This window comes from Streptomyces sp. ISL-10 (assembly GCF_018614575.1).
Taxonomy (GTDB): domain Bacteria; phylum Actinomycetota; class Actinomycetes; order Streptomycetales; family Streptomycetaceae; genus Streptomyces.
The window spans coordinates 377,435-401,859 of record NZ_JAGGOJ010000010.1 but is presented as its reverse complement, the minus strand read 5'-3'; the positions used below and the strand labels follow the sequence as shown (position 1 = coordinate 401,859).

Annotated in this window: 17 protein-coding genes and 1 pseudogene; 12 read left to right on the top strand and 6 right to left on the bottom strand. The window is 70.7% G+C overall.

Annotation, left to right across the window (positions count from 1 at the left end):
* Positions 1-73: 73 nt before the first annotated feature.
* Positions 74-1,027, bottom strand: coding sequence for a GNAT family N-acetyltransferase (locus tag J7E88_RS12200; RefSeq protein WP_215180000.1), 954 nt, complete (start codon positions 1,025-1,027; stop codon positions 74-76).
* A gap of 681 nt (positions 1,028-1,708) precedes the next feature.
* Here J7E88_RS12200 and J7E88_RS12195 point away from each other — a divergent pair.
* Positions 1,709-3,973, top strand: coding sequence for a serine/threonine-protein kinase (locus J7E88_RS12195; protein WP_215179998.1), 2,265 nt, complete (start codon positions 1,709-1,711; stop codon positions 3,971-3,973).
* Between the two features lie 72 nt (positions 3,974-4,045).
* The gene (locus J7E88_RS12190) at positions 4,046-5,578 is read left to right on the top strand and encodes an NAD(P)/FAD-dependent oxidoreductase (RefSeq protein ID WP_215179996.1); all 1,533 of its coding nucleotides are present in this window, start codon (positions 4,046-4,048) and stop codon (positions 5,576-5,578) included.
* A 19-nt stretch (positions 5,579-5,597) separates the two neighbouring features.
* On the opposite strand, the gene J7E88_RS12185 is transcribed toward J7E88_RS12190, so the two are convergent.
* On the bottom strand, positions 5,598-7,415 hold the full coding sequence (locus J7E88_RS12185; protein WP_215179994.1) for a serine hydrolase domain-containing protein: 1,818 nt from the start codon (positions 7,413-7,415) through the stop codon (positions 5,598-5,600).
* 149 nt (positions 7,416-7,564) lie between these two features.
* On the opposite strand from J7E88_RS12185, the gene J7E88_RS12180 reads away from it, so the two are divergent.
* Together J7E88_RS12180 and J7E88_RS12175 are read left to right on the top strand one after the other, a co-directional pair.
* Positions 7,565-8,674, top strand: a complete 1,110-nt coding sequence (locus J7E88_RS12180; RefSeq protein ID WP_215179992.1) for a nitronate monooxygenase family protein — start codon at positions 7,565-7,567, stop codon at positions 8,672-8,674.
* The gene (locus J7E88_RS12175) at positions 8,671-10,437 is read left to right on the top strand and encodes an acyl-CoA synthetase (RefSeq protein WP_251022466.1); all 1,767 of its coding nucleotides are present in this window, start codon (positions 8,671-8,673) and stop codon (positions 10,435-10,437) included. The genes J7E88_RS12180 and J7E88_RS12175 overlap by 4 nt, the downstream gene beginning before the upstream one ends.
* Positions 10,438-10,517: 80 nt before the next feature.
* On the opposite strand, the gene J7E88_RS12170 is transcribed toward J7E88_RS12175, so the two are convergent.
* On the bottom strand, positions 10,518-10,838 hold the full coding sequence (locus tag J7E88_RS12170; RefSeq protein ID WP_374196270.1) for a penicillin acylase family protein: 321 nt from the start codon (positions 10,836-10,838) through the stop codon (positions 10,518-10,520).
* 261 nt (positions 10,839-11,099) lie between these two features.
* Between J7E88_RS12170 and J7E88_RS12165 the strand changes: the two genes are divergently transcribed.
* The gene (locus tag J7E88_RS12165; protein ID WP_215179990.1) at positions 11,100-12,653 is read left to right on the top strand and encodes a fatty acyl-CoA synthetase; all 1,554 of its coding nucleotides are present in this window, start codon (positions 11,100-11,102) and stop codon (positions 12,651-12,653) included.
* 38 nt (positions 12,654-12,691) lie between these two features.
* A complete protein-coding gene (locus J7E88_RS12160) occupies positions 12,692-12,886 on the top strand; it encodes a hypothetical protein (protein WP_374196269.1) in 195 nt (64 codons plus the stop codon).
* Between the two features lie 308 nt (positions 12,887-13,194).
* On the opposite strand, the gene J7E88_RS12155 is transcribed toward J7E88_RS12160, so the two are convergent.
* Entirely contained in the window at positions 13,195-14,811 is a 1,617-nt protein-coding gene (locus tag J7E88_RS12155) for a phospholipase D family protein (RefSeq protein ID WP_215179988.1), read from the bottom strand.
* Between the two features lie 943 nt (positions 14,812-15,754).
* Positions 15,755-16,168 carry a pentapeptide repeat-containing protein gene (locus J7E88_RS35780; RefSeq protein WP_251022464.1) on the bottom strand — a complete coding sequence of 138 codons (414 nt, stop codon included), beginning with the start codon at positions 16,166-16,168 and terminating at the stop codon, positions 15,755-15,757.
* 563 nt (positions 16,169-16,731) lie between these two features.
* Here J7E88_RS35780 and J7E88_RS37405 point away from each other — a divergent pair.
* The 6 genes and pseudogenes from J7E88_RS37405 to J7E88_RS12120 all read left to right on the top strand — a co-directional run.
* Positions 16,732-17,043 (top strand): annotated as a pseudogene (locus J7E88_RS37405) (BTAD domain-containing putative transcriptional regulator); the annotation flags it as partial.
* 76 nt (positions 17,044-17,119) lie between these two features.
* The gene (locus tag J7E88_RS12140) at positions 17,120-17,743 is read left to right on the top strand and encodes a hypothetical protein (RefSeq protein ID WP_215179984.1); all 624 of its coding nucleotides are present in this window, start codon (positions 17,120-17,122) and stop codon (positions 17,741-17,743) included.
* 29 nt (positions 17,744-17,772) lie between these two features.
* Complete coding sequence (locus J7E88_RS12135; RefSeq protein WP_215179982.1) at positions 17,773-18,564, top strand: DUF2071 domain-containing protein; 792 nt, start codon at positions 17,773-17,775, stop codon at positions 18,562-18,564.
* Positions 18,565-19,337: 773 nt separating this feature from the next.
* Positions 19,338-19,697 (top strand): DUF805 domain-containing protein, encoded by a 360-nt coding sequence (locus tag J7E88_RS12130; protein WP_215179980.1) that lies wholly within the window; start codon positions 19,338-19,340, stop codon positions 19,695-19,697.
* A gap of 409 nt (positions 19,698-20,106) precedes the next feature.
* On the top strand, positions 20,107-21,780 hold the full coding sequence (locus J7E88_RS12125) for a TROVE domain-containing protein (protein ID WP_215179978.1): 1,674 nt from the start codon (positions 20,107-20,109) through the stop codon (positions 21,778-21,780).
* A gap of 572 nt (positions 21,781-22,352) precedes the next feature.
* On the top strand, positions 22,353-22,544 hold the full coding sequence (locus tag J7E88_RS12120; RefSeq protein WP_215179976.1) for a hypothetical protein: 192 nt from the start codon (positions 22,353-22,355) through the stop codon (positions 22,542-22,544).
* Positions 22,545-23,119: 575 nt separating this feature from the next.
* Here the strand turns inward: J7E88_RS12120 and paaK are convergent.
* A complete protein-coding gene (paaK, locus tag J7E88_RS12115) occupies positions 23,120-24,415 on the bottom strand; it encodes a phenylacetate--CoA ligase PaaK (RefSeq protein WP_215179974.1) in 1,296 nt (431 codons plus the stop codon).
* Between the last annotated feature and the right edge of the window lie 10 nt (positions 24,416-24,425).

Genomic DNA, 24,425 nt, shown 5'->3' with positions numbered 1-24,425 from the left:
ACGACACCCGCCTGCGTCAGGTCGTCGCCCGAGCCAACGTGGCGTGACCATCGACTACCCGAACGACCAGTCCTCAGCCCGCGGTCGTGGTTTTGATGAGCGGCGCGTCCCGCGTGAACTCGCGGAACCCGACGCTGTAGTACAGCCCGCGCGCCTCGGCATGCCCAGGCGCACCCAGGCAGGCGACTGTCATATGAGTGGCCCCGGCCCCCCGCGCCAGATGCATCCCGTGCAGAAGCATCGCCCTTCCCAGCCCCAGACGCCGGTAGTCCGGATGCGTCCCGACCGGCTCGAACTCAGCGGTGCTGTTCGCTTCGTCGAGCCACATGATCGTCGAGGATGCCATCGTTCCGTCCGGCGCCTCCACCAGGATGTGCAGATCGCCGCGATACGCCGCCGTCTGCCGGACGCCCTGGTAGCCGTCGGCCGTGTACGTCGAAGGAGCCCAGGCGTCCAGATGGGCCTGGACCGCGGCCTTCGGCCCGGCCTCGTCCGCGGTGCGGAACCGGAATCCTTCCGGCAGTACCGGCTGTTCCACGTCGGTGAGGTCCCGCTCGTTGAGCTGGGTCCAGGACCCGGTGTCGCCGAGCGAGGCCGGGTCGGTCTCATAGCCGTGCGCCGCCCATCGCTTCAGGGCGAACTCATCGGCGGCGCTCGGCGTCACCCTACGCTCGATGTCAGCCGCCGTACCGTCGTACCAGTCGATCACCTCGTCAACCAGCCCGGCGTGGTCGGGATGGACCTGATACGCCAGGTAGGCACCGGTGACGTCCTTCACCGAGCCGTCGCTCCGCCTCACCTGGTGCGGAAGACACGCCCAGCTCCACGCCACCAGATCCGCGCCAGAGAACCACAGCCGACGCCGCCGGCTCGCGCCCTCGCCGGCGTGCCCCTTGCCCCAGTTCCAGGCCAGCTCGCCGAACGTCGCGTCGCTGTTCACGAGGTCCGGGCGGGTGGCGGTGACACGCTGCGCCAGACCCTGCATGAGCTGCACGTCCGCGGCGGTCACAAGCTCGACGTTCGTCACAGGCGCCACTGTGACAGGACTCCGCAAAGCCGTCGAACCGTTTTCCCAGCCCGACTTCGGACATCGACCGAAGCGCAAATCCCCATGAAGCAGCCCGAACCGCATCCTGTGAAGACGTGGCAGAGCCCATGAGGCGCAGGCCGGAGCACAGCCATGCGCTATTACGGGCGCAATGGGAACAGGCCACCCGCTGGACTGCCCTCAGCCGTCGACCGCGCCGGGCCGTGATCAGCTCCCTCGTCCCAGCGGTGGCCGAAAGGTCGTCCGCGCAGGAAGGCACGGCCAGCGGCGCACCCTCGAAGGCCGGCTGTGGCAGGGCCCAGATGCTTTCGTGGCAGATGCCGAACACCTTGATGGCACGGGCCTTTGGCGCGGCAGCCGCGATGCGCGTAGCGGTCGGGTCCGTACCCCCGGCAGTGGATGAGACCGGTCCGCCGCCGGAGGGCACCATCGGCACCGTGCAGTCGAGGACGGCACGTCGGGCGAGGTCCGGGGCCAGTTCCTTGGCCGACTGCGGTGCGGTGTCAGCGGGTACGGCGAGCAGTACGGCTTCACCGTACTGCGCCGCCGCGGCACGCCTCGGGCCCGGCTCGCGCCCCACCCGTACAAACTCCGCAGACAGGCCGCCATACTGGACGGGCCGGGGAGGGCGCAGGACAGCGACGGGGGCGACAGCACGAGATGGCGGAAACCAGGCTGATCCACGGCCGGTACCGACTGCTCGATCTCATCGGGCGCGGCGGCATGGGCGAGGTGTGGCGTGCCCGCGACGAATCGCTCGGCCGCCAGGTCGCGGTCAAGTGCCTCAAGCCCATGGGCACCCACCACGACCAGTCCTTCTCCGCGGTCCTCAGAGAGCGCTTCCGGCGCGAGGCCAGGGTCGCCGCCGCGCTCCAGCACCGGGGCGTGACCGTCGTCCACGACTTCGGCGAAGACGACGGCGTCCTGTACCTCGTGATGGAGCTCCTGGAGGGCCGCAACCTCAGCCAGCTGATGGAGGACAACAAGCAGCAGCCGCTGCCCGTCGGCGACGTCGTCGACATCGCCGACCAGATCGCCGCCGCCCTCGCGTACACCCATGACCAGGGCATCGTGCACCGCGACCTCAAGCCCGCCAACATCATGCGGCTGGACGACGGTGCCGTGAAGATCTGCGACTTCGGCATTGCACGCCTGGGCGAGGACATCGGCTTCACCGCCAAGCTCACCGGCACCGGCATCGCCATGGGCACCCCGCACTACATGTCGCCGGAGCAGATCGGCGACGGCGCCGTCGACCACCGCAGCGATCTGTACTCGCTCGGCTGCGTCCTGTACGAACTCGCCACCGGCGCCCCGCCCTTCGATCTGGAGGACACCTGGGCGATCCTCGTCGGCCACCGGGACACCGCGCCGAGACCGCTTCGGGAGGTGCGGGAGGAGATCCCCGGCTTCCTGGAGCGGATCGTGCTCGATCTGCTCGCCAAGACGCCGGATGAGCGGCCCCGCGACGCGGACGACCTGCGCCGCCGCATCGAGGCCGCCGCCCGTTCGGGCGGCGCCGGTCACGCCGCCGTGCCCGTGCAGCGCGCACCGCAGGCCTCCCGAGCCGGCGAGCCCCCGCTGCCCGACTGGACACGGGGCATGACGACCGGTCACAAAGCCGTCGACACCACGGCCGTCCGGCCGTCCCTGCCCGACCACACGGCCGCGCTGACCGGCGCGTGGACCAACCCTCCCGCGATCGCCCGCGTCCCCGCGCAGGCAGGACCGCCCTCGGTCACGGTCCACGGCGGGAGCGGGGAGCGCACCACGCCGCAGCCCGAGCTCCTGGCCGTCCTCGCCAGCCGCCACAGCGCGGGCCTCTCCCTGGGCCGGCTCGGCCGCTGGGCCGAGGCCGGTGACGTGCACCGTGCGGTCGCCGGGGAGCGGTCCGCTCTGCTCGGCCCCGACCACCCCGACACCCTCTCCAGCCGGTACGAGGTCGCCTTCACCTTCAGTAGCACCGGCCGGGTGGCCGAGGCCCTGAGCGAGTTCACGCACGTCTGCCGGGGCCGGGAGCGCGCACTGGGTCCCGACCATCCCGACACGCTCGCGGCGCGCCAGGAGATTGCGTACGTGCTGGGCCGGCTCGGCCGCCACGCGGAGGCGCACCAGGTGTACGAGACGGTGCTCGCCGCCCGCTCCCGCACCATGGGGCCCGACCATCCCGACACCCTGCGCTGCCGTCACAACCTGGCGTTCAACCTCAGCCGCCTCGGACGGATCGAGGAGTCGTACCGCATGGCCGACGACGTGGCGGCCGCGCGCGCCCGCGTCCTCGGCGCCGGCCACCCCGACACACTCGTCACCCGCTACGAGGTCGCCCACGCCCTCGGCCGCCTCGGCCGCTGGGCCGAGGCGCTCCACACCTACCGGGACGTCGCCGCCGCCCGCGCCCTCGCGCTGGGCCCCGACCACCCGGACACGCTCGCCGCACGCTACGAGGTCGGCATCAGCCTCGGCCGGCTCGGGCGCAGCGCCGAGGCCCTGGACCTGTTCCGTGGGCTCGTCGACGACCGCACCCGCGCGCACGGACCCGCCGACCCCGAGACTCTGCGCGCGCGGCACACCCTCGGCGTCAACCTGGGCCGCCTCGCCCGCTGGCCGGAGGCGCTGGCAGAGGCCCGTGAGGTGTGCGCGCTGCGGGAGCGGGTGCTGGGCACGGACCACCCCGACACCCTCGTCAGCCGCCGCGAAGTGGCCGTCGCCCTGGGCTGGCTGGGCCGCTGGCACGATGCGAACGCGGTCTACCGGCTCGTAGCCGAGGCACGGGAGCGGGTCCTCGGCCCCGACCACCCGGACGCGCTGGCGAGCCGCAACGACGAGGCGCACTGCCTCGAACAGCTCGGCCGCCGGGCCGAGGCCGTGGAGCTGTACCGCCGGGTGGCGGCGCTCCGGCAGCAGAGCGCCGCACCCGACCACTGACCTGGCGGCACTCCCGGGCACGAAGTCGCCGCCAGGGGCGCGCCGCGCGCCGGAAGGGGTTAGGGTCCGGCCATGCCCGCACACGCCTCGTACGACGCTGTCATCGTCGGCGGCGGCCACAACGGCCTGGTCGCCGCCGCCTACCTGGCCCGCGCCGGACGCTCGGTCCTGCTGCTGGAACGCCGCGCGATCACCGGGGGAGCGGCTGTCTCGACCCGGCCCTTCCCCGGCGTCGACGCCCGCCTGTCCCAGTTCTCGTACCTCGTCTCGCTGCTCCCCGACAAGATCGTGCGCGATCTGGAGCTGGACTTCACTGTCCGCAAGCGCACCGTCTCCTCCTACACCCCCAAGGGAAGCAGCGGACTTCTGGTCGGCGGAGCCGGTACGGCGGGCTCGTTCGCACGGCTCACCGGCGGGGAACGGGAGTACGCGGCCTGGCAGGAGTTCTACGGCATCACCCGAGAGGTCGCCGGGCGCGTGTTCCCCACGCTCACCGAGCCGCTGCCCGCACGGGACGAACTGCGCTCCCGTATCGGGGACGAGGCCGCCTGGCGGATGCTGTTCGAGGAGCCGATCGGCGTCGCGATCGAGAAGCGCTTCGCCGACGACCTCGTGCGGGGCGTGGTGCTCACCGACGCCCTGATCGGGACGTTCGCAGACGCCCACGACCCGTCGCTGGTGCAGAACCGCTGCTTCCTCTACCACGTGATCGGCGGCGGCACAGGCGACTGGGACGTACCCGTCGGCGGCATGGGCGCGCTGACCGACGCGCTGGCCGGCGCTGCCCGCGCGGCCGGCGCCGAGATCGCCATGGAGCACGAGGTCACCGGAATCGAGACGGACGGCACGCGCGCCGAGGTCTCCTTCCGCACCCCCGACGCCGAAGGCACCGTAGCCGCGGGCCAGGTCCTGGTGAACGCCTCCCCGCAGGCGCTCGCCGCCCTGCTGGGAGAGGAGGCCCCCGAGGCCGCCGAGGGCGCTCAGCTGAAGGTCAACATGCTGCTGCGCAGACTGCCCGGACTGCGCGACCGCGATGTCGACCCGAGAGACGCCTTCGCCGGGACGTTCCATGTCTCGGAGGGCTACGAGCAGTTGGCGGTGGCCCACCGCGAGGCGGCAGCGGGCCGGCTGCCCAGCGCTCCTCCCTCCGAGATCTACTGCCATTCGCTGACCGACCCGTCGATCCTCGGGCCCGAACTGGTGGCGCAGGGCCACCAGACGCTCACCCTGTTCGGGCTGCACACCCCGGCGCGGCTGTTCGCCGCCGACAACGACGCAGTGCGGGCACAGTTGCTGGCCGCCACGCTCGCCGAGCTCGATGCGTACCTGGAGGAACCGATCGCCGACTGCCTCGCCCTCGACGCGAACGGCGAGCCGTGCATCGAGGCCAAGACCCCGCTCGACCTGGAGCGCGAACTGCGGCTGCCCGGCGGGCACATCTTCCACCGGGATCTGTCGTTCCCGTACGCGACCGGGGAGACCGGGCGCTGGGGCGTGGAGACCGCGCACGCCAACGTGCTGCTGTGCGGTGCGGGCGCCGTGCGCGGCGGCGGGGTCAGCGGTGTGCCCGGCCACAACGCCGCGATGGCGGCGCTGGGCCGGTGAACAGGAGCGGTGGCCGGGGTCAGTCCCGGGAGGGCGCCCAGCCGACCGCCTCGACCAGGGCGGCGTCCGACGGGCGCGCCTCGTCGAAGAGCACGTGGCCGCGCTCGTCGTCCACTGCGATCGCGTCGACGTACACCCCGCGTCCTACGTAGAGCCGGTCGGTGGTGTACCGCCAGCGCAGTCGTACGTCCGAGCCGCGCCAGGACGACAGGTCCGCCATGAGCCGGTGCCAGACGCGCCCGGACCAGCCGGTCGCTGTGCCCGCGGGATGCGGCTGCTGCCCGCCGTCCGGGTGCGTGGTGGTGAACGGCACCGGCTGCCAGTTCGCTCCGCCGTCCGCCGACGCCTCCAGGAACAGCCGGTCCGCACGGGGCTCGGTGTCCCACCACAGGGCGCAGCCGAGCCGCCCGGCCGCAGGCCCGAGCGGGGGCAGGGTGAGCGTGGCGGTCGTCGCGCCCGCCATGCCGGCGAACCAGGCGGTGGGCCCGTGCGCCGGGCGTACGGGGACGGCTCGGGCGAAGTGGTTGGCGGCGGCGACCCGCGGCGCGCTGCCCGATCGCCAACTGCGCACCGGGTGGACCGAGTTGCCGAGGACGATCAGGAACGAGTCGGTGGTCGGGTCGAGGACGAGGCTGGTACCGGTGAATCCGGTGTGGCCGGCGGTCCGGGGGGTGGCCATGGCGCCCATGTACCAGTGCTGATACAGCTCGAAGCCGAGGCCGTGCTCGTCGCCGGGGAACGCCGTGTTGAAGTCGGTGAACATCAGCTCGACGGACTCGGGGGCGAGGATGCGGGAACGGCCGTAGACGCCCGAGTTGAGCAGGGTGCGCGCCAGGATCGCGAGATCCCAGGCACAGGAGAAGACGCCGGCGTGGCCCGCGACCCCGCCGAAGCTGTACGCGTTCTCGTCGTGGACCTCGCCCCACACCAGCCCGCGGTCGAGCCCCGACCAGGGCGGCCGGGCGTCCTCGGTCGCGGCGATCATGGGCTTCCACTCGGCGGGCGGATTGAAGCGTGTGCGGTGCATCCCCAGGGGAGCGGTGATCTCGTCGCGGAGCAGGGTGTCCAGAGTGCGACCGGTGATCTTCTCCAGGACGAGCTGAAGGGCGATCAGATTCAGGTCGGAGTAGAGGTATCGGCTGCCCGGCGGGTTCTCTGGCACCTCGTTCCACAGCAGCCGCAGCCGCCCCTCCTGCGTGGGCTCCTTGAACAGCGGGATCCAGGCACGCAGTCCCGAGGTGTGCGTGAGCACCTGCCGCACGGTGATGTCCTGCTTGCCGGCGCCCCCGAACTCGGGCAGGTACGAGGCGACCGGCACTTCCAACTCCAGCGCGCCGCGCTCGATCTGCTGCACGGCGAGGATCGACGTGAACAGTTTGGAGACGGACGCCAGGTCGAAGACCGTGTCCTCGTGCATCGCGATCTGCTGATCGGCGGGCAGCTCCACGGCCGTGTCGGTCGTCTCCTCGTACGAGGAGTAGCGCAGCGCCTTCCCGATCGCCCGGTGGAGGGCGACCGTGCCGCCACGCCCGGCGAGCAGCACCGCACCCGCGTACCAAGGGTGCTTGGGGGAGGGGTGCAGGAACGTCTCGGCGTCGGTGACCAGCCGGTCCAGGTGGCGGGCCACCAGCCCGGCACGCTCCGGTGTGCCGCGCCGCAGCGTCGGCCGGTGGGCCGGGCCGCCCCCGCCGCCGTCAGGTCCCAGGGGCGCGCCCGCGGCCGGTGCGGCGAAGGGAACGGACGCCAGGGTGAGTGCGCCGCCCAGTGCCAGGATCCCGCTGCCCAGTCTCCGCCGGCTGATCGCCCTGCTCCCTGCGTCCGCTGCGTCCTCGGTCATACGGAATCCTTCCTGAAAGTATCTTTCGGATCGTCCGCGACACGTGAAACTTTCTTGCCGGACCGGTGGGCTGTCAACCACCCCAAAGGATCTGACGATGCATCAGAAAAGGTCTTCCCTCGTCCGGCGGCCTGCGGCATCCTGCGCCCATGGAGACGGAGCTGAGCAGACAACTGGGCATCGAGCACGCCATCTTCGGCTTCACACCGTTCCCCGCGGTGGCTGCCGCCATCACCCGGGCGGGCGGCTTCGGCGTACTCGGAGCCGTCCGCTACACCGCGCCCGACGACCTCGCCCGCGACCTCGACTGGCTCCACGACCACGCCGACGGCAAACCGTACGGCCTGGATGTCGTCATGCCCGCGAGGAAGGTCGAGGGCGTGAGCGAGGCCGATGTGGAGGCGATGATCCCCGAAGGGCACCGGACGTTCGTCCGGGACACCCTCGCCGAACACGGTGTCCCCGAACTTGCCGAAGGAGAGACCTCGGGCTGGCGCATCACGGGCTGGATGGAAGAGGTCGCCCGCAGTCAGCTCGACGTCGCCTTCCACCGCCCGATCCGCCTCCTCGCGAACGCCCTCGGCTCCCCGCCGCCCGACGTCGTGGCCCGCGCCCACGACCACGGAATCCTCGTCGCGGCTCTGGCCGGCAGCGCCCGGCACGCGCGCCACCACGCCGAGGCGGGCATCGACATCGTCGTCGCCCAGGGGTACGAGGCAGGCGGCCACACCGGCGAGATCGCCTCCATGGTGCTCACCCCCGAAGTCACCGACGCCGTTGCCCCGTTGCCCGTGCTCGCCGCCGGCGGCATCGGCAGCGGCGAGCAGATCGCCGCCGGGCTCGCGCTCGGCGCCCAGGGCGTGTGGCTCGGCTCGCTGTGGCTCACCACCACCGAGGCCCGGCTCGGCTCCCGCGCCCTGACCGCCAAACTGCTGGCCGCCGGCTCCGGCGACACCGTCCGCTCGCGCGCCCTGACCGGCAAACCAGCCCGCCAGCTGCGCACCGCGTGGACCGACGCCTGGGACGGCCCCGACGGCCCCGGGACCCTGCCGATGCCACTCCAGGGACTCCTGGTCGCGGAGGCCGTCTCCCGCATCCAGCGGTACGAGGTGGAGCCGCTGCTAGGCACTCCCGTCGGCCAGATCGTCGGCCGTATGAACGACGAACGCCCCGTCCAGCAGGTCTTCGACGACCTCACCCGCGGCTTCGAACGCGCCGTCGACCGCATCAACCGCATCGCCGGAAGGAGCGCGGCATGACCCACCACCCCGACGGCCCGGACGCCGGACACCCGCCCGCGACCACGGACGCCGGACACCCGCCCGCGACCACGGGTGCCGGCCCCCCGACCGCGGCCCCGGGCGCGACCCACCGGTCGAGTCCCGCCGGCACGCCCCACCGGCCGGATGCTCCGGGCGCGACCAGGTCCCTGGGCGCCGCAGACGCGACCCGGCCCGCGGGCGTTCCGGGCGCGGCCCACCCGCCGGGCGGCTTCTGGGCTCAGGCCGCCGCCGAACCCGGCCGCACCGTACTGACCTGCCCGGACGGCGAGCAGTGGCAGGCGGGACGGCTGCACGCCGCCGCCAACCGGCTCGTCCACGGACTGCGGGCCGCGGGCCTGCGGCGCGGCGACGCGTTCGCCGTGGTCCTGCCCAACGGCGTCGAACTCGTCACCGCCGCGCTCGCCGCAACCCAGGCCGGGCTGTATCTCGTCCCGGTCAACCACCACCTCGTCGGCCCCGAGATCGCCTGGATCGTGTCCGACTCCGGGGCCCGGGTACTCATCGCCCACGAGCGCTTCGCCGCCGCCGCGACGGCCGCCGCGGACGAGGCGGGGCTGCCTGCGGACCGGCGCTACGCCGTGGGCGAGGTGGCCGGATTCCGCCCGTACGGCGACCTGCTGGACCAGCAGCCAAAGACCCCGCCCGCCGATCGCACGCTCGGCTGGGTCATGAACTACACCTCGGGCACGACGGGCCGCCCCCGGGGAATCCGCAGGCCGCTGCCCGGGAAGCCCCCCGAGGAGACGCACCTCGGTGGATTCCTCGGCATCTTCGGCATCAAGCCGTACGACGGCAACGTCCATCTCGTCTGCTCGCCGCTCTACCACACGGCCGTGCTGCAGTTCGCGACGGCGGCCCTGCACATCGGGCATCCGCTCGTCCTGATGGACAAGTGGGCCCCAGAGGAGATGCTGCGGCTCATCGAGGCGTACCGGTGCACACACACCCACATGGTGCCCACCCAGTTCCACCGGCTCCTCGCGCTGCCCGACGGGGTCAGGAAGCGCTACGACGTCTCCTCCATGCGGCACGCCATTCACGGCGCAGCGCCCTGCCCCGAGCACATCAAACGAGCCATGATCGACTGGTGGGGGAGCTGCGTCGAGGAGTACTACGCGGCCAGCGAAGGCGGGGGAGCCTTCGCAACCGCCGACGACTGGCTGAAGAAGCCCGGCACCGTCGGCAGGGCGTGGCCGATCAGCGAACTGGCCGTCCTCGACGACGACGGGAACCGCCTGCCGCCGGGAGAGGTTGGCACCGTCTACCTGCGGATGACGACCGGCGGCTTCAGCTACCACAAGGACGAGGCGAAGACGGCGCGCAGCCGCGTCGGCGACTTCTTCACCGTCGGGGACCTCGGATTCCTCGACGAGGACGGCTGGCTCTTCCTGCGTGACCGCAAGATCGACATGATCATCTCGGGCGGGGTCAACATCTACCCGGCCGAGATCGAGTCCGCGCTGCTCACCCACCCGGCCGTCGCCGACGCCGCCGTGTTCGGCATCCCGCACCCCGACTGGGGTGAGGAGGTCAAGGCCGTGGTCGAACCGGCGGACGGCCATCGCCCGGACGAGACCCTGGCCGCCCGCATACTCGCCCACTGCGCGCACGGACTCGCCGCCTACAAGCGCCCCAGGTCCGTCGACTTCGTGACGGTGATGCCGCGCGACCCGAACGGCAAGCTCTACAAGCGCAGGCTCCGCGACCCGTACTGGGAGGGCCGTGAACGGCCACTGTGACGCACGGGATCGGGCCGTGTCCGCCGACCCCGCGGAGTCCGGGCATGCCGGCGTGCCTGGCGTGGGGCAAGAGCCACCGGTCACGGGGCCGGACGGTGGGCCCCGCGACCGTGTCCGCCGCCGCGTGGAGCGTCGGCGCGCCGGGGTGCGCGACTTCGTGGCGGACGACAGCGCGCCGTCCGGCCCGCGTCCGGGCCGAAGTGGCGCGAGCGCTCACCGCGACCGTGCCCAACGCCGCGCACCGTGCCGAACTCGTCGGCGAGGACGCACACCTGGTCGGCGGCCTGCGCCCAGCCGGTGCCGAAGCCGGGGTTCGCGCAGTCCTCCGCCACGATGTGCGGCATGCCGTGCCCGATGCGGCGGACGACGACGGGCAGACCCTGCCCCGAGGGACCGGTCACGCTCGTCGGCCGCCGCCGGCGGTGGCAGTGGCCGCGGCGGTCAACAGGGCGACGCCGGTCAGGGCGAGTCGTCCGAGGGGTCAACACGGCGACGCCCGGTCCGGGCGAATCGTCCGGGTTGGAAAGAGCAGGATGCCGGCCAACGATGCCGCGGATCAACGAGGTTGCTCCATGAAGCCGCCCGTACCGGTGCGTAACTGTCCACTTCCGGTCGGTATCGTCGCCCTTGACGTTCCGTCACCGCGCCCACAGGATCGCGTCATGACAGGGCCACACAGCAGCACGGTCGACTCCCTCGTACGGCGCAGCGCCCGCCGCACCCCCGGCCGCACGGCCGTCCGCTATGCCGAACGCACCTGGACCTACGCGGCCCTCGACACCGCAGTCACCACCGCGGCGGCCGTCCTGGCCGACCACGGGCTGCGCCCCGGGGACCGGGTCGCGACCTACGGCCACAACTCCGACGTCTATCTGATCGCCTTCCTCGCCTGCGCCCGGGCCGGACTCGTCCATGTCCCCGTCAACCAGAACCTCACCGGGGAGGACCTCGCCTACATCGTCCGCCAGTCGGGCAGCTCCCTGCTCCTCGCCGACCCTGACCTCGCGCCCCGCCTGCCCGCCGGCCCTCCCGTACGGCTGCTGCGCGACGCCGAGGGCTCACTCCTCGCCGAACTGGGCGAGCCGCGGCCGTACTTCCACGCCGCCCGGGAACCGCAGGCCGAGGACCTGGTCCAGCTGCTCTACACCTCGGGCACCACTGCCCTTCCCAAGGGCGCGATGATGACCCACCGGGCCCTCGTCCACGAGTACGTCAGCGCCATCACCGCACTCGACCTGAAGGACGACGACCGGCCCCTGCACACGCTGCCGCTCTACCACTCCGCCCAGATGCACGTCTTCCTCCTGCCCTACCTGGCGGTCGGCGCGGAGAACACCATCCTCGACGCACCCGACGCGGCGCAGATCTTCGACCTCGTCGAAGCGGGCCGCGCGGACAGCCTGTTCGCACCGCCGACCGTGTGGATCGGCCTGTCCCACCACCCGGACTTCGCCACCCGCGACCTCGGCGCACTGCGCAAGGCGTACTACGGGGCGTCGATCATGCCCGTGCCCGTACTGCGGCGGCTGCGCGAACACCTGCCCCGGCTCGCCTTCTACAACTGCTTCGGACGGTCCGAGATCGGTCCGCTCGCCACCGTCCTCGGCCCCGAGGAGCACGAGGGCCGCATGGACTCCTGCGGGAGGCCGGTGCTCTTCGTCGAGGCGAAGGTCGTCGACGAGGACGGCAAGGAGACCCCGGACGGAACACCGGGCGAAGTCGTCTACCGCTCACCGCAGCTGTGCGAGGGGTACTGGGACAAGCCCGAGGAGACCGAAGAGGCATTCCGGAATGGATGGTTCCATTCGGGGGACCTCGCCGTGCGCGACAGCGAGGGCTACTTCACCGTCGTCGACCGGGTGAAGGACGTCATCAACTCCGGGGGCGTGCTCGTCGCTTCACGGCAGGTGGAGGACGTCCTCTACACGCACCCGGCGGTCGCCGAGGCCGCGGTCGTCGGACTCCCGGACGAACGCTGGATCGAGGCGGTCACGGCGGTGGTGGTGGCGGGCAGGAACGTCACCGAGGCGGAACTGGTGGCCCACGCGCGCGAGAGGCTCCCGGCCTTCAAGGCGCCCAAGAGGGTCCTCTTCGTGGACGGGCTCCCGCGCAACGCCAGCGGCAAGATCCTCAAGCGCGAACTCCGCGACCGCTTCGCGGTCGTGCACGACGCGCAGGCACCGTCCGGCCCTGCTGCCCCGGACTACGGCCGCTGACCATCCCACGCGGCCTCGTCGCCGCGGCCGGTCGCGCCGTGGCCAACGCCACGCTCGGCTGGTCATGGGCCGATCCGGCAGCGGCCCTGGTCATCGCGGCCGTCGCCGCCAAGGAGGGCCTGACGGCGTGGCGCGGGGACGGCTGCTGCGCCCCGTCCGGTCCGGGCGCCGTGCAGGCGCACGACGAGGGCGATGCGTGCGGCTGCGGTCACGGGGGCTCGTGCGGCAACTGAGCGGCGCGGGGTACGAGAGGCCCCCTCTTGCAGGCAGCGCGAGAGGGGGAGACGCGTGAGGGGGCGCGATCACGGCCGAGGAGGTCATCAGCGTCGACCGCGGCGCACCCCGACGCCCTGGCCGCCATCGCTGGGTCCTCCACGCCCCTCGACACCGTGGCCGTCGAGACGACCGGCCCGTCGGATCGATCGTGGGAGCAACCGGCTGTTCGACGCCGTACTCACGGGTGGGGGCGCGTCCCTGGCATCGCGAGACCGCCGGCACTGGGTGATCGCCCGCCGGAGTGTGAGCCGGCCCCACCGGCTTCTCAGAACGCCTTGCGCAGCCGCAGCCGCAGCGGGCGGCCGTCCGGATCGATGATCACGCGGTACAGCGGCGTCGCGAGAAGCCGCTGCGCCCGCGATAGTCCCGGTGGCCGGTAGGTGCGCAGACGTCCGGGCGGCCTGGGGCCGGACCCGCCCCTGTCGTGCCAGGAGTCCAGCGCGGCCGCCGCCGACGCGAAGGCGTCGAAGGCGCCCACCGGATCGCACAGGACGTCGGGGGCCTGCGGGTCCCCGGGTTCCTCCCGGTCCAAGTGCTCGCGCGCGAGCATCAGCCGGAGGTTCCTGGCGAAGGGGCGCGCGCCGTCGCCGAGGCCGGCGGGATCCTGTGGTTCTCGGGGGTCCGTCGTCTCGTCCAGAACGGAGCAGCTGAGTTCGGAGTCGTGCGTCCAGGAGCGCAGGTTGATGTTGTCGGAGCCCACCGCGGCCCACACGTCGTCGATCACACACACCTTGGCGTGCACGTACACCGGTGTCCCGGCATGGTTCTCCAGCCCGTATACCGCGACCCGCCCGCCGCCCGCCCGGCGCAGTGTCTCCAGAGCGGTGACGCGGCCGATCAGGTTCATCGGCAGCGTGAGCGGGCCGTCCTGCTCGGGGACGGAGGGGATGACGGCGATGAGGCGTAGCCCTGGATTCGCTCGGAGCGCCCGGGCGAAGTACTCCACCACCTGCGGGGACCACAGGTACTGGTCCTCCAGATAGATGAGTGCCCGGGCCCGCCGCAGTGCCTTCAGGTAGGCGCGCGCGACGCTGCGCTCGCCGTCGGGGGCGAAGTCGTAGCCTCGCAGCAGCCGGTTGGGGTACGTGCGCAGCACCTGCACCGAGTGCGTGCCGCGGGGCGAGGGATCGGGCAGCTGAGGGGGCAATGGGTTCGCGTGGATGTCCTCACGGTGCAGCACTTCGCGCAGCCGGGACAGCGGGCTGCGGCTGAGGGGCGCCGGATCCGTCCAGCGTTCCCGGAAGACGGTCTCGATGTCGCCGACCGCGGGGCCCCGGATCGCGAGCTGGATGTCGTGCCAGGGTGGATGCGGTCCGTACGCTTCGGCGATGGGCTGGGAGCGGGCGTCGCCGCCGTGGGCGATGTCGTCGTTGCGGTTGTGCGACAGGTCGATGCCACCGACGTAGGCGACGTCGAGCTCGGGACGCCCGGGATGGCGCAGGACGACGCACTTCTGGTGGTGCGTGCCGCCGGGACGCACTCGCATGTCCAGCAGGTACTCGCCGCCCCCCGCCCGGATCTCCTGGCCAAGGTGGCGGTTCTCCTCCTCGCTGAACTGGAAACTGTCCAGGTGGGAGTGCCACACCAGACCCTTGACGACCACTCCGCGCTCGGCCGCCTCGCGCAGCACGGTGCCGATCTCGGTCCCGGGGCCCGCGAGCCGCTCGTCGGGATCGCCGCGCCAGTCGGTGAACAGCAGCAGGTCTCCGGCCCGCAAAGCGCGGACGGCGGCGAGCAGCTCGGCGAAATACGTCGCGCCGTGGACCAGGGGGCGAACTTCGTTGCCGACCGACCATGCCGTCCTGTCGGGGCGCCGACGGTCCAGGCGGGTTGCGGGATTGCCGCGCTCACTGGCCCTCAGCAGCCAGTCGATGGGTTCCACGGACGGCACCTCCGACCTACGACCGCAGGGCACCACGTGCGCTTCCAACGGTCTCTTTCGTACCACTCCAGGGCCGATCCCGCAGCCGCTGCCTGTTCCGCTGAGCGGCCCGAACACCGCTGCGGGGCGGCGGAGCCTCCGTGTGCCGCTCCACGGTGCGAGAAGAAGGCCACCGCAGGTAGCCACTCGCTCACCGTGGAGCGGCACACCGACGACCTTCCAGGCAACCGACCGGCTTGCCACCGAACATTCCCAGGAGCTCACAGGAGCAGTGCGCCGAGTCCGGTGGTCGGTCGGCGTCACACTCACCAGCTTGTCGGGCCGCACGAAAGATTTCAGTGGGCGGGGCTGCGACCCGGGCACTGAACTCTTCCGTACGGCGGCTCACAGCGGCTCGGGCGCACCTGTTGTTTCAGTGTCCGGTGGCTGCGGCGTTCTGCCGAACTCCTGGAGGTGGGAGCGCTGGTTCTTCAGCGTTTGACGCGCTTACGGACAGGCAGAACCGCCAGACCCAGAAGGACGGACTCGGCCACGCGTGACGCCATCTCGATGTACGTGCCGGCGGCGCATCTCCATCTCGACGTAGTAGAAATCCGCAGACCCCAGGCTCGTTCTTGCCGTCCTCGAACGACTTGCGCAGCGCCCGGTACACCGGTGCCAACTGTGCCGGTCCGACCTGTCCGGCGCCGAGCACCGCCACGTTCCAGTCCCGGACTGCTGCCGACTGGTTCGCACGCCAGTGGTGTTCTTCGGCCAGGGTACGGCGCTGGGTGAACCGTACCGGGCGCCGGCGCCGGCGCCGCCAGTGTGTGCCAGGCGGGACCTTGTCGAAGGAGCAGGTGCCCTCCAGCCGTAGCTGGTCCAGATGCACGGTCCCGGCGAACAGGCACCCCGACAGGTCTACGTCGGCGAGGACCAGATGGGCCGCGTCAACCCCACGCAGCTAGGCCAACCGCACTGCGGCAGCGGGGGATTCGGCAAGAGCCTGTTCTGCCACCGGCCGTCCGTCGGGGAGAACGAAGGGGTTGTCCTCCGCGGCGATGGTGAGGGGGTATTCGAAGACCGCATGGGCGAAGTCCACCGTGGCGTAGCGCAGACGCAACTCAGCCGTCGACGACCAGCGGGTCCGCCGACAGTCCAGGCGGCGCGCGGCGAACGAAAGGGTCACTGGGCCACTGAACACCGCCCCGGACAACTTCACCCGCCCGGCGCACACCAACGGCCCCAGGGTGACCGACCGCTCGAAAACCGCCTGCTCGAACCGGGCGTCACTCTCGAAGGTCGCCGACTCGAACCGAGTGCTGTCCTGGAAGATCGCCGCCCCGAACTGGGCATTGCCCTGGAAGATCGCCGACATGAACCCGGTGTCGCCCTGGAACGTGGATGCCGCGGCAGCCGACCGGGTCCTCCGGGGTGGTGCCAAGGCCAAAGCGCTTCCAGTCAGGTGGAGTTCGGGACGGTTCGGGGCTCGGGTGCGGCATACCCGAAGGACGATCGGGTACGCCGGATGGTTGCCGACCTCGCCTCCGTGTCCGTTCCTGATCGGTGGGGCAGCGCTGTGTCATCGATCCTGGCGAGGGTCAGCTCTCCGGTTGTGGTTTGCTCCGCTGACACGGGACACTCCGAGTTGAAGTGGCACACCGGCGAAATGCGGTCGGTCGGGTGACGGAATACGGGTGCTGATCGACGCCCACGTGCGCCGAAAACGCTGAACGCCCGGCGTGAGGCTGTGGGGAACTGGGAAGCCGGCCGGATGGGGTCGCGCCGCTGAAGCGCGCCGCTGAAGCGCGCGGCCTGGTTGCTCTCCGAGGCCGAACCCGCCTCGGGTCGGCCCGGACAGGTCATCGCACGACTGTGGGAGGGTACCGCGCACCCAACCCTTCCGGGAGCGGCCGCAGGCTCGGCTGATGCGCGTACCGGACTGGCGGCCAGGCGGCGGCGCTCGTGCTGTACCGGCGCACCAGGACCAGGCTCATCGAGGAGCTCGGCGTCGAACCGAGCGCGGAACTCGTAGGCATCCAGCGGGCGATCCTCCGCCGCGACCAGAGCCTTGCCCGGTCGCCCCCGGCTCGCCGGGGGGCGACGGTACCCAGTACCGGCCGTCGTGCGAGGAGCACAGCTCCGGGATACGCTGGTGAAAGCCATCAGGGTGGGGAATTCCCCTGGGCAGCCTGGCCAAGACCGCCTGGCCAAGACCTTGCGGCAGCATTCACGACACGCGGCTGTCGGTGACGCCTCGCCGTGACGCCGCGCCGGTTCGTCCTCTGTGAAGGGGGCGTCGGCGGAATCGAGCAGGAGGGTCGAGAAGATGCCCGCGCAGTTCGACAAGATCGCAATATGGCTCGCTTTCTTCATCCCCATGCCTGTCATCGAGGCAATGGGCGACTGCTTTCACGGAGACGGCCGGGACTTCAGTTCCGATCCCAATGAGCAACGGTTCCGCGCACGGTCCGAAATCGTCGTGTCCGGCTTCCTCGCGAACCAACCGGAGGAGACGGACTTCCATCAGTGCGGTGAATCCCTGAAGCTGGACTGCGCGACAGGTGAGGTGCTGGCCAGGGAGACCGCCGGCACCGATGGGATGTCGTTCCATCACTTCAATGTCGGAAACACCTTCCCCGACCCCCAGGGCGGTGTGATAGACAATCCGAACGAGTTCTGTGTGAACTTCAGCTACGACGGAGCTGCCATCAATCCCCTGGCACCGCCGGGAGCCCCCGCCGCTGACCTGAGTGCCTTCTTCACGATCGATCCGATCGGTCGTACGGTGTCCGTTCGAGGAGCGACCAACGCGTTCCCCAACTACGAGGCATACGCAAGTGTCGACGACGGCCCGCCCGTGGTCCTGTTTCAGCAGAAACACACGCTCGGCCCCGTCGAAGGCCTGCCCGGTGCCGCCGACCAGTCCGTCAGCGCGACTGTTTCCGTATAGGCGGGTGTCCCGTTTGGAGGTCGATCCCTGTGTTTGTCCCCAGGATCGTCACCGCCCAGCTCCTGGAACGGTTCATCTTCAACTTCAGGCTGCGTCCTGACAAGTTGAATGAACGACTTCCCGCCACCTGGTTGCAGCCGCAGGTATTCAACGGCTGGTCGGTGGCATCCTTCTGTGTTCTGGTTCTCGACCAGGTGACATTGTGGCCGATTCCTCCGCTGATCAATATCCGCACTGTTTCCTGCGCCTACCGCTGTGGAGCAGTCGATCTTTCGTCTTCGCGGCCCGTCCCGACGGTGTACATCACGGACAGGAACGCGGACCGTCCGCTGATCGCGACTGTTGCGCCCTTCGTCCTGAAGGACACGATTCCCCTCGTGAAGGCTGACGTCGCCCATTCCGAAGGAGTGACCGAGGTCAGTGTCAGCCACACCGACGGTCAGCGACTGTTCTCGGCGCTCGTGCATGCGGCACCGAATCCCGGCGAGCTGGAGTCGGAAGTCTTCGATTCTCTCGAAGCGTTCGTCTCCTTCATCAAGGGGGGAGTGTCCAGCTGGACGCCATCGGTTCAGCAGGGGATGCTCGCCAGGGTTGATCTGGCCAAGGAGGATGCCGGATACGAGGCACGCACGGCCAAAGTCGACTTCAGTGCACTCGAAAGTCTTTGGCGCGATGCCGACATGACCCTCGACAGTGTGGTCAGGGCCACCGGAGGCAGCTACCGCTGGACCTATCGGGGGCTTGCCAAAGCCGACCGTCAGGTACGTTCCGACGCGCCCGCGGATCCGGGATTCGCCACGGCCGACCTGTTTCCTTCCTGAAGGGCCATCGCATGTGGTGGGTCGGTGATCGCAGATGAGGGTCGCTGCGATGGTGGCGAAGGCACACGCGCTTTCCGCTCAGCGCGGCCCTTACGCTCGCCCGGGGCATCGCCGCCCTCAAGTCGGCGCGCCACCGGCGCGATGGTGAGCCGCGATGAGCGACACCACCGCCGAGAGTGGCGCACTGGCGCGCACCGACCGGCGCAGGCAGGTGCGCCGCCTCGCCGGCCAGTGCAGGAACGCTCGCGCCATCGCCGCCGAACTCGGAGTCGGCAAAGAGGCGGTGCGCCGTGACGTCGGGGCGCTGCGCCGTGAAGCGCCGGCCGATGCGTCACCGGTGCCCGAGCCCGAGCCACCCTCCGCGGCCGGCGTGTACCACAACGCATGGGCCGCGGGCTCATGTCGGCCCGGCGTCGCCGCACCGTCACACACTGCTCCGTCATCCCGCCCCGGAGGAATGACCGAGAGCCACCGCCGCTACCCGGACGCCACCCCGCGCGCTGCATCAACTCGACGAGCGAGGCAGGCTCCGGCGGCCGAGTGGGTCCGAAACCGACCAGGCGTTAACCGCCGGTGGCTGCTTGGGGCCTTCACCGGCCCCCAGACGCCGCTGCGGACCGTCCAGGCGTCGGAACGGACACGGTTGAGCCGCAGGTAGATGTACGTTTCGTCTCGGCCTCACGATCACTTGACGTGCACTTATGTTTCCTTTACCTTCCGCATGTTTGACGAAAAATCGATGCGTCCCTGACAAGGGCGGTGGAGGAATCTCAGTGAGCTGGTATCTGGCAGTACTCAAGAACTACGCGGGCTTCAGCGGGCGTGCGCGCCGCAAGGAGTACTGGATGTTCACCCTCATCAACATCATCATCGCCCTCGTTCTCATGGGCATCGACATGGCGGCCGGCACGTACCCGATCATCTACGCCATCTACACCCTCGCGCTGCTCCTGCCGACGCTGGCGGTCACGGTCCGCCGCCTGCACGACACCGGCCGCTCCGGCTGGTGGATCTTCATCTCGGCGATCCCGCTCGTCGGCGGCATCATCCTGCTCGTCTTCCTGGCGTCCGAGGGCAAGGCCGAGGCGAACAAGTTCGGAGCCGACCCGAAGCTCGCCCCCGTGGCCGCCTGAGCCTGAGGCATCACCCACGGGACCCGGAGCCGGCGCGACACGCTGACTGGGTTCTTGGACGCCTTCTGTACGCGTTCAGCTGACGAACGGCAATAACCGCTTGGGCCCACCAGCGCGTTGACCTACGGTGGGGTCCACAACTTCATATGCACCTCCCGGTGCGCAGGCCGCGGCTACTTCTTCTCATGAATCACGCCGCACGCCGACTCTGATCTCGGGAGGCACAGCATCGGGGTGCCCGGTGCGCAGGCGGGGGATACTTCCACTGTTAATGGGGTGGTCCCGGGTTCGAGTCCCGGTCGACGCCACGGTGTCGGTAGCTCAGTCGGCAGAGCACCTTGTTTCCTCCACCGACCTTGATCTCGGGCACCCCTCTGCTGAGCTTCCCCTCCGCGAGAGGGGATTTTTCATGTCCCGCTTCAACACCCGTACCGCACGCCCGCGGGCCAGCTCGCCCGTGACCACGACCGGGGAGCAGACACGTACCCGCGAGGGTGCGACCGGCCACCTCCGCGACGCGAAGAGTGAGCTGTTCCTGCTCGCCGTCGCGAACATGTCCGGAACTGACACCTTCTACGAGAAGGGCGGCGATCGCGACGACCGGTACACCCAGCTGGTGCGCCGGCTCGCCGTCGACGACCCCGCGTGGACCGCCGGCCTGCTCGGCTGGCTCCGCGGTGAGGGCAACATGCGCACCGCCTCGATCGTGGGCGCTGCCGAGTTCGTTCGCGCCCGGCTAGAGGCGGACAAGACCGCCGCGGGGATCCCCGGCCCGGCCGCGGTCGACGGCGCAGTGCCGTACTCGAACCGCAGCGTCATCGCCTCCGTACTCCAGCGCCCCGACGAGCCGGGCGAGCTGCTCGGCTACTGGACCGCCCGGTACGGGCGGCGGCTGCCCAAGCCGGTGAAGCGCGGCATAGCCGACGCCGTGCAGCGCCTCTACACCGAGCGGTCCATGCTCAAGTACGACACGGACTCCAAGGGCTACCGGTTCGGCGACGTCCTCGAGCTGGTGCACGCCGCCCCGGCCGACGACAAGCCGTGGCAGGGCGAACTGTTCAAACACGCCATCGACCGCCGCCACGGCCGCGACGAGGACATCCCGCCCCGGCTGCGGATGCTCCAGCACCGGGCGTTCCTGACGGGCCTGCCGGTGAGCGACCGGCGCGATTGCCTGACCGACGCGCAGAAGCTGAAGTACATCGCCGACGCAGGCATGACGTGGGAGGCGCTCGCCGGCTGGCTTCAGGGTCCGATGGACAAGGCCGCGTGGGAGGCCGTGATCCCGACCATGGGGCTGATGGCGCTTGCCCGGAACCTGCGGAACTTTGACGAGGCCGGCGTCTCGGACGACGTCGCGGTCCGGATCGGCGCGCGGTTCGCCGACGCGGAGCAGGTGCGGGCTTCGCGCATGTTCCCGTTCCGCTGGTGGGCCGCGTACAAGGCCGCGCCGTCGCTGCGTTGGGGCCACCCGCTCGAGCAGGCCCTCGCGCACTCGCTCGCCAACGTGCCCGCGCTGAAGGGCCGGACGCTGATCCTCGTGGACCGCTCGCCGTCGATGTTCCCCGGCTACAGCTACTCGCCCCCGAACCGGTCCGACATCACCCTGGCCGAGCAGGCCGCTGTCTTCGGGTCGGCGCTCGCCATACGCGCCCAGGCGCCGACACTCGTGGAGTTCGGGCAGACGTCGAACGAGCTGGCCGTGCCGAAGGGCGGCAGCGTGCTGCGCCTGATCGAGCGGTTCCGTCAGATCGGCGGCACGGACATCCCGTCCGCGGTGAAGCGCCACTTCGACCGGCACGACCGGGTCGTCATCGTCACCGACGAGCAGACCCGGCCCGGCTGGCTGCCGTCCAACTGCCACGGCTACGGCGGCATGCGCGAGACGCAGATCGACGATCTGATCCCGAAGAACGTGCCCGTCTACATGTGGAACATGGCCGGATACCGAGAGGCGGCGATGCCCTCCGGCGCCGGTAACCGGCACGCGCTCGGTGGGCTGGCCGACGCCGCGTTCCGCATGATCCCGCTGCTGGACGCCGGGCGCGACGCCCGCTGGCCGTGGGAGCAGAACGGGGCGTGATCCCCTGGAGACCCGCATCAGAGATTCGCCGTTGGTTCAGTGTGAGCCGACCGGGACCGAAGATCCCGCCCGTTGTCGCTGACTGATGTACAGCGGGTTGTGCTTGAGCTTGCGTGCGTCGGCGTTCGACGGCTCAGGCGCTGGCCTTGCCGTCGCGGATCGTGCTCGAGTGTGCCGAGGGCCATTTCGATCGCGGAGGTGTCGCGTGGATCCAGGCCCTGGACCGGTCCCAGCCAGTGCTGCCGATGGATGATGCAGCGCAAGGCCGGCTCACACGACGCAGACAGCAGGCCTCCGCCCAGTGTCTCGTGCTGCACTGACAACGCCACCGTCAGTGACAGTGCTGGAGCAGCCGAGGCGCGAAGGCTCGTCCGGGCTGGAGGACGGCGCCTATCAGACCCGGCGCACTCCGCACGACCCTGGCGGCCGGCGTGCGAACGGGCCGCGCATCGGCTCCAGCGCGGTCCTTCGCGGCCAGTGGCACGCCTGAACCACTCAGCAGTGTCAGTGCCTTGTGGGGGGCCCGCCGAAGCCCCGGGGCCAACTCCGGCCCCTGCGCGAGGACTGGCCCGATGGGCAAGCTCAACTGGCGCACCGCGAACCTCACCCAGAACGAAAACCTGGTGCCCGACCCGAGAGCCGAGCAGAGCGTGCTGCGCAATATCCCCAACGCGTCCGTCGCCGTCAAGGGCGGGTCCCGGGTTCCTCCTCATCGACCGCAGCGCGCGAGTCCGCGTACGTCGGACAGACGGAAGCACAGGTGAGCATCGTGCCGGCCGGCGCCGTCCGCTCGGTCATCTGTAGATCCCCCGGCGGCGACCCGGCGGCGCAGATCTTCCGAGCTGGCGCGCGCCGGACTGACGGCTCGACAAGGTGAGTGGCAGGCGCATTTTCGCCACAACCAACCGGGTGCAATCCGGCCAGCTGGTGGGAGACTCAATGCACGGCGCCGACGGCCCTCCCACCCATCGGCAGAAGGCGTCGCCTGCGCGCGGACGAGCCCCCCAGGTGTATCCCCGCAGGACCGGCAGCGTCCCCGTGGACGGCTGCACGCGAGACGCCCGCCGTATCTCCACCGCGGCGGGCGCTCGTACGTCCGGGCCAGGCTGTGGCTCCGCCAACCCCTTGGGCCGTCGGATGACTCCTGTGCCGCCTGCACGCTGAACCGGGTCTCTTGCCCGGTGCAGGTCTGCGATCAAGGCCCGCCCTCGTGGGGCGGGCCTCTTCCATGTGCCGTCTTCCGTGGCTGGTCGCGGGCAGGGCTCGGCCCCCGTGTCATACGCCAGTGACCTGCCAATTCTCGCGACGTCTCGATCCCCGCCGCGCCGGACCGCCGAGGCTAGACCTCCCGTGCGTCCCGCAGATCCACGATCCGCTTGATCTTGCCCACCGAGCGCTCCAGCGTCTCCGGGTCCACGACCTCGACCATGACCGAGACCCCGATCCCGTCCTTCACCGCCGCCGCGATCGACCGCTCGGCGGCCGTACGCTGCTCCGCGGTCGCCTCGGCGCGTGCCTCGGCCCGGACGGTAAGGGCGTCCAGGCGCCCCTCGCGGGTCAGCCTGAGCTGGAAGTGGGGAGCGACATGGGCCGTGCGCAGCACGATCTCCTCGATCTGCGTGGGGAAGAGGTTCACCCCGCGCAGGATCACCATGTCGTCGCTGCGTCCGGTCACCTTCTCCATACGGCGGAAGACCCTCGCCGTGCCCGGCAGCAGCCGGGTCAGGTCGCGGGTGCGGTAGCGGACGACCGGCATGGCCTCCTTGGTCAGCGAGGTGAAGACCAACTCGCCCTGCTCGCCGTCCGGCAGCACCTCGCCGGTGAAGGGGTCGACGACTTCGGGGTAGAAGTGGTCCTCCCAGATGTGCAGGCCGTCCTTGGTCTCCACGCACTCCTGCGCCACGCCGGGTCCCATCACCTCCGACAGCCCGTATATGTCGACGGCATCGATGGCGAACCGCTGCTCGATCTCCCGGCGCATCTCCTCCGTCCAGGGCTCGGCGCCGAAAATGCCGACCTTGAGCGAGGTGGCGCGGGGGTCGAGGCCCTGCCGCTCGAACTCGTCGAGGAGAGTGAGCATGTACGAGGGCGTGACCATGATGATCTCGGGCCGGAAGTCCTGGATCAGCTGCACCTGCCGCGCCGTCATCCCGCCCGACGCGGGGATGACCGTACAGCCGAGCCGCTCGGCGCCGTAGTGCGCGCCCAGGCCGCCGGTGAACAGGCCGTACCCGTACGCCACATGGACTTTGTGCCCAGGGCGGCCGCCGGCCGCGCGGATCGAACGGGCCACCACGTCGGCCCAGTTGTCCAGGTCCCGCTCTGTGTACCCGACGACGGTGGGCCGGCCCGTGGTCCCGCTGGAGGCGTGGATTCGGCGCACCTGCGAGTGCTCGACGGCGAACATCCCGAACGGGTAGTTGTCCCGCAGGTCCGACTTGGCGGTGAACGGGAAGCGGGCGAGATCGGCGAGCCCACGGCAGTCGTCGGGACGCAGGCCCGCCTTGTCGAAGGACTCGCGGTAGAAAGGGACGTTCTCGTACGCGTGGCGCAGGGTCGCCCTCAGCCGCTCCAACTGGAGTGCCTCGAGCTCGCCCCGCCCGAGCCGCTCCGCCGCGTCCAGAAGGTCCGTCATTCGCCGTACT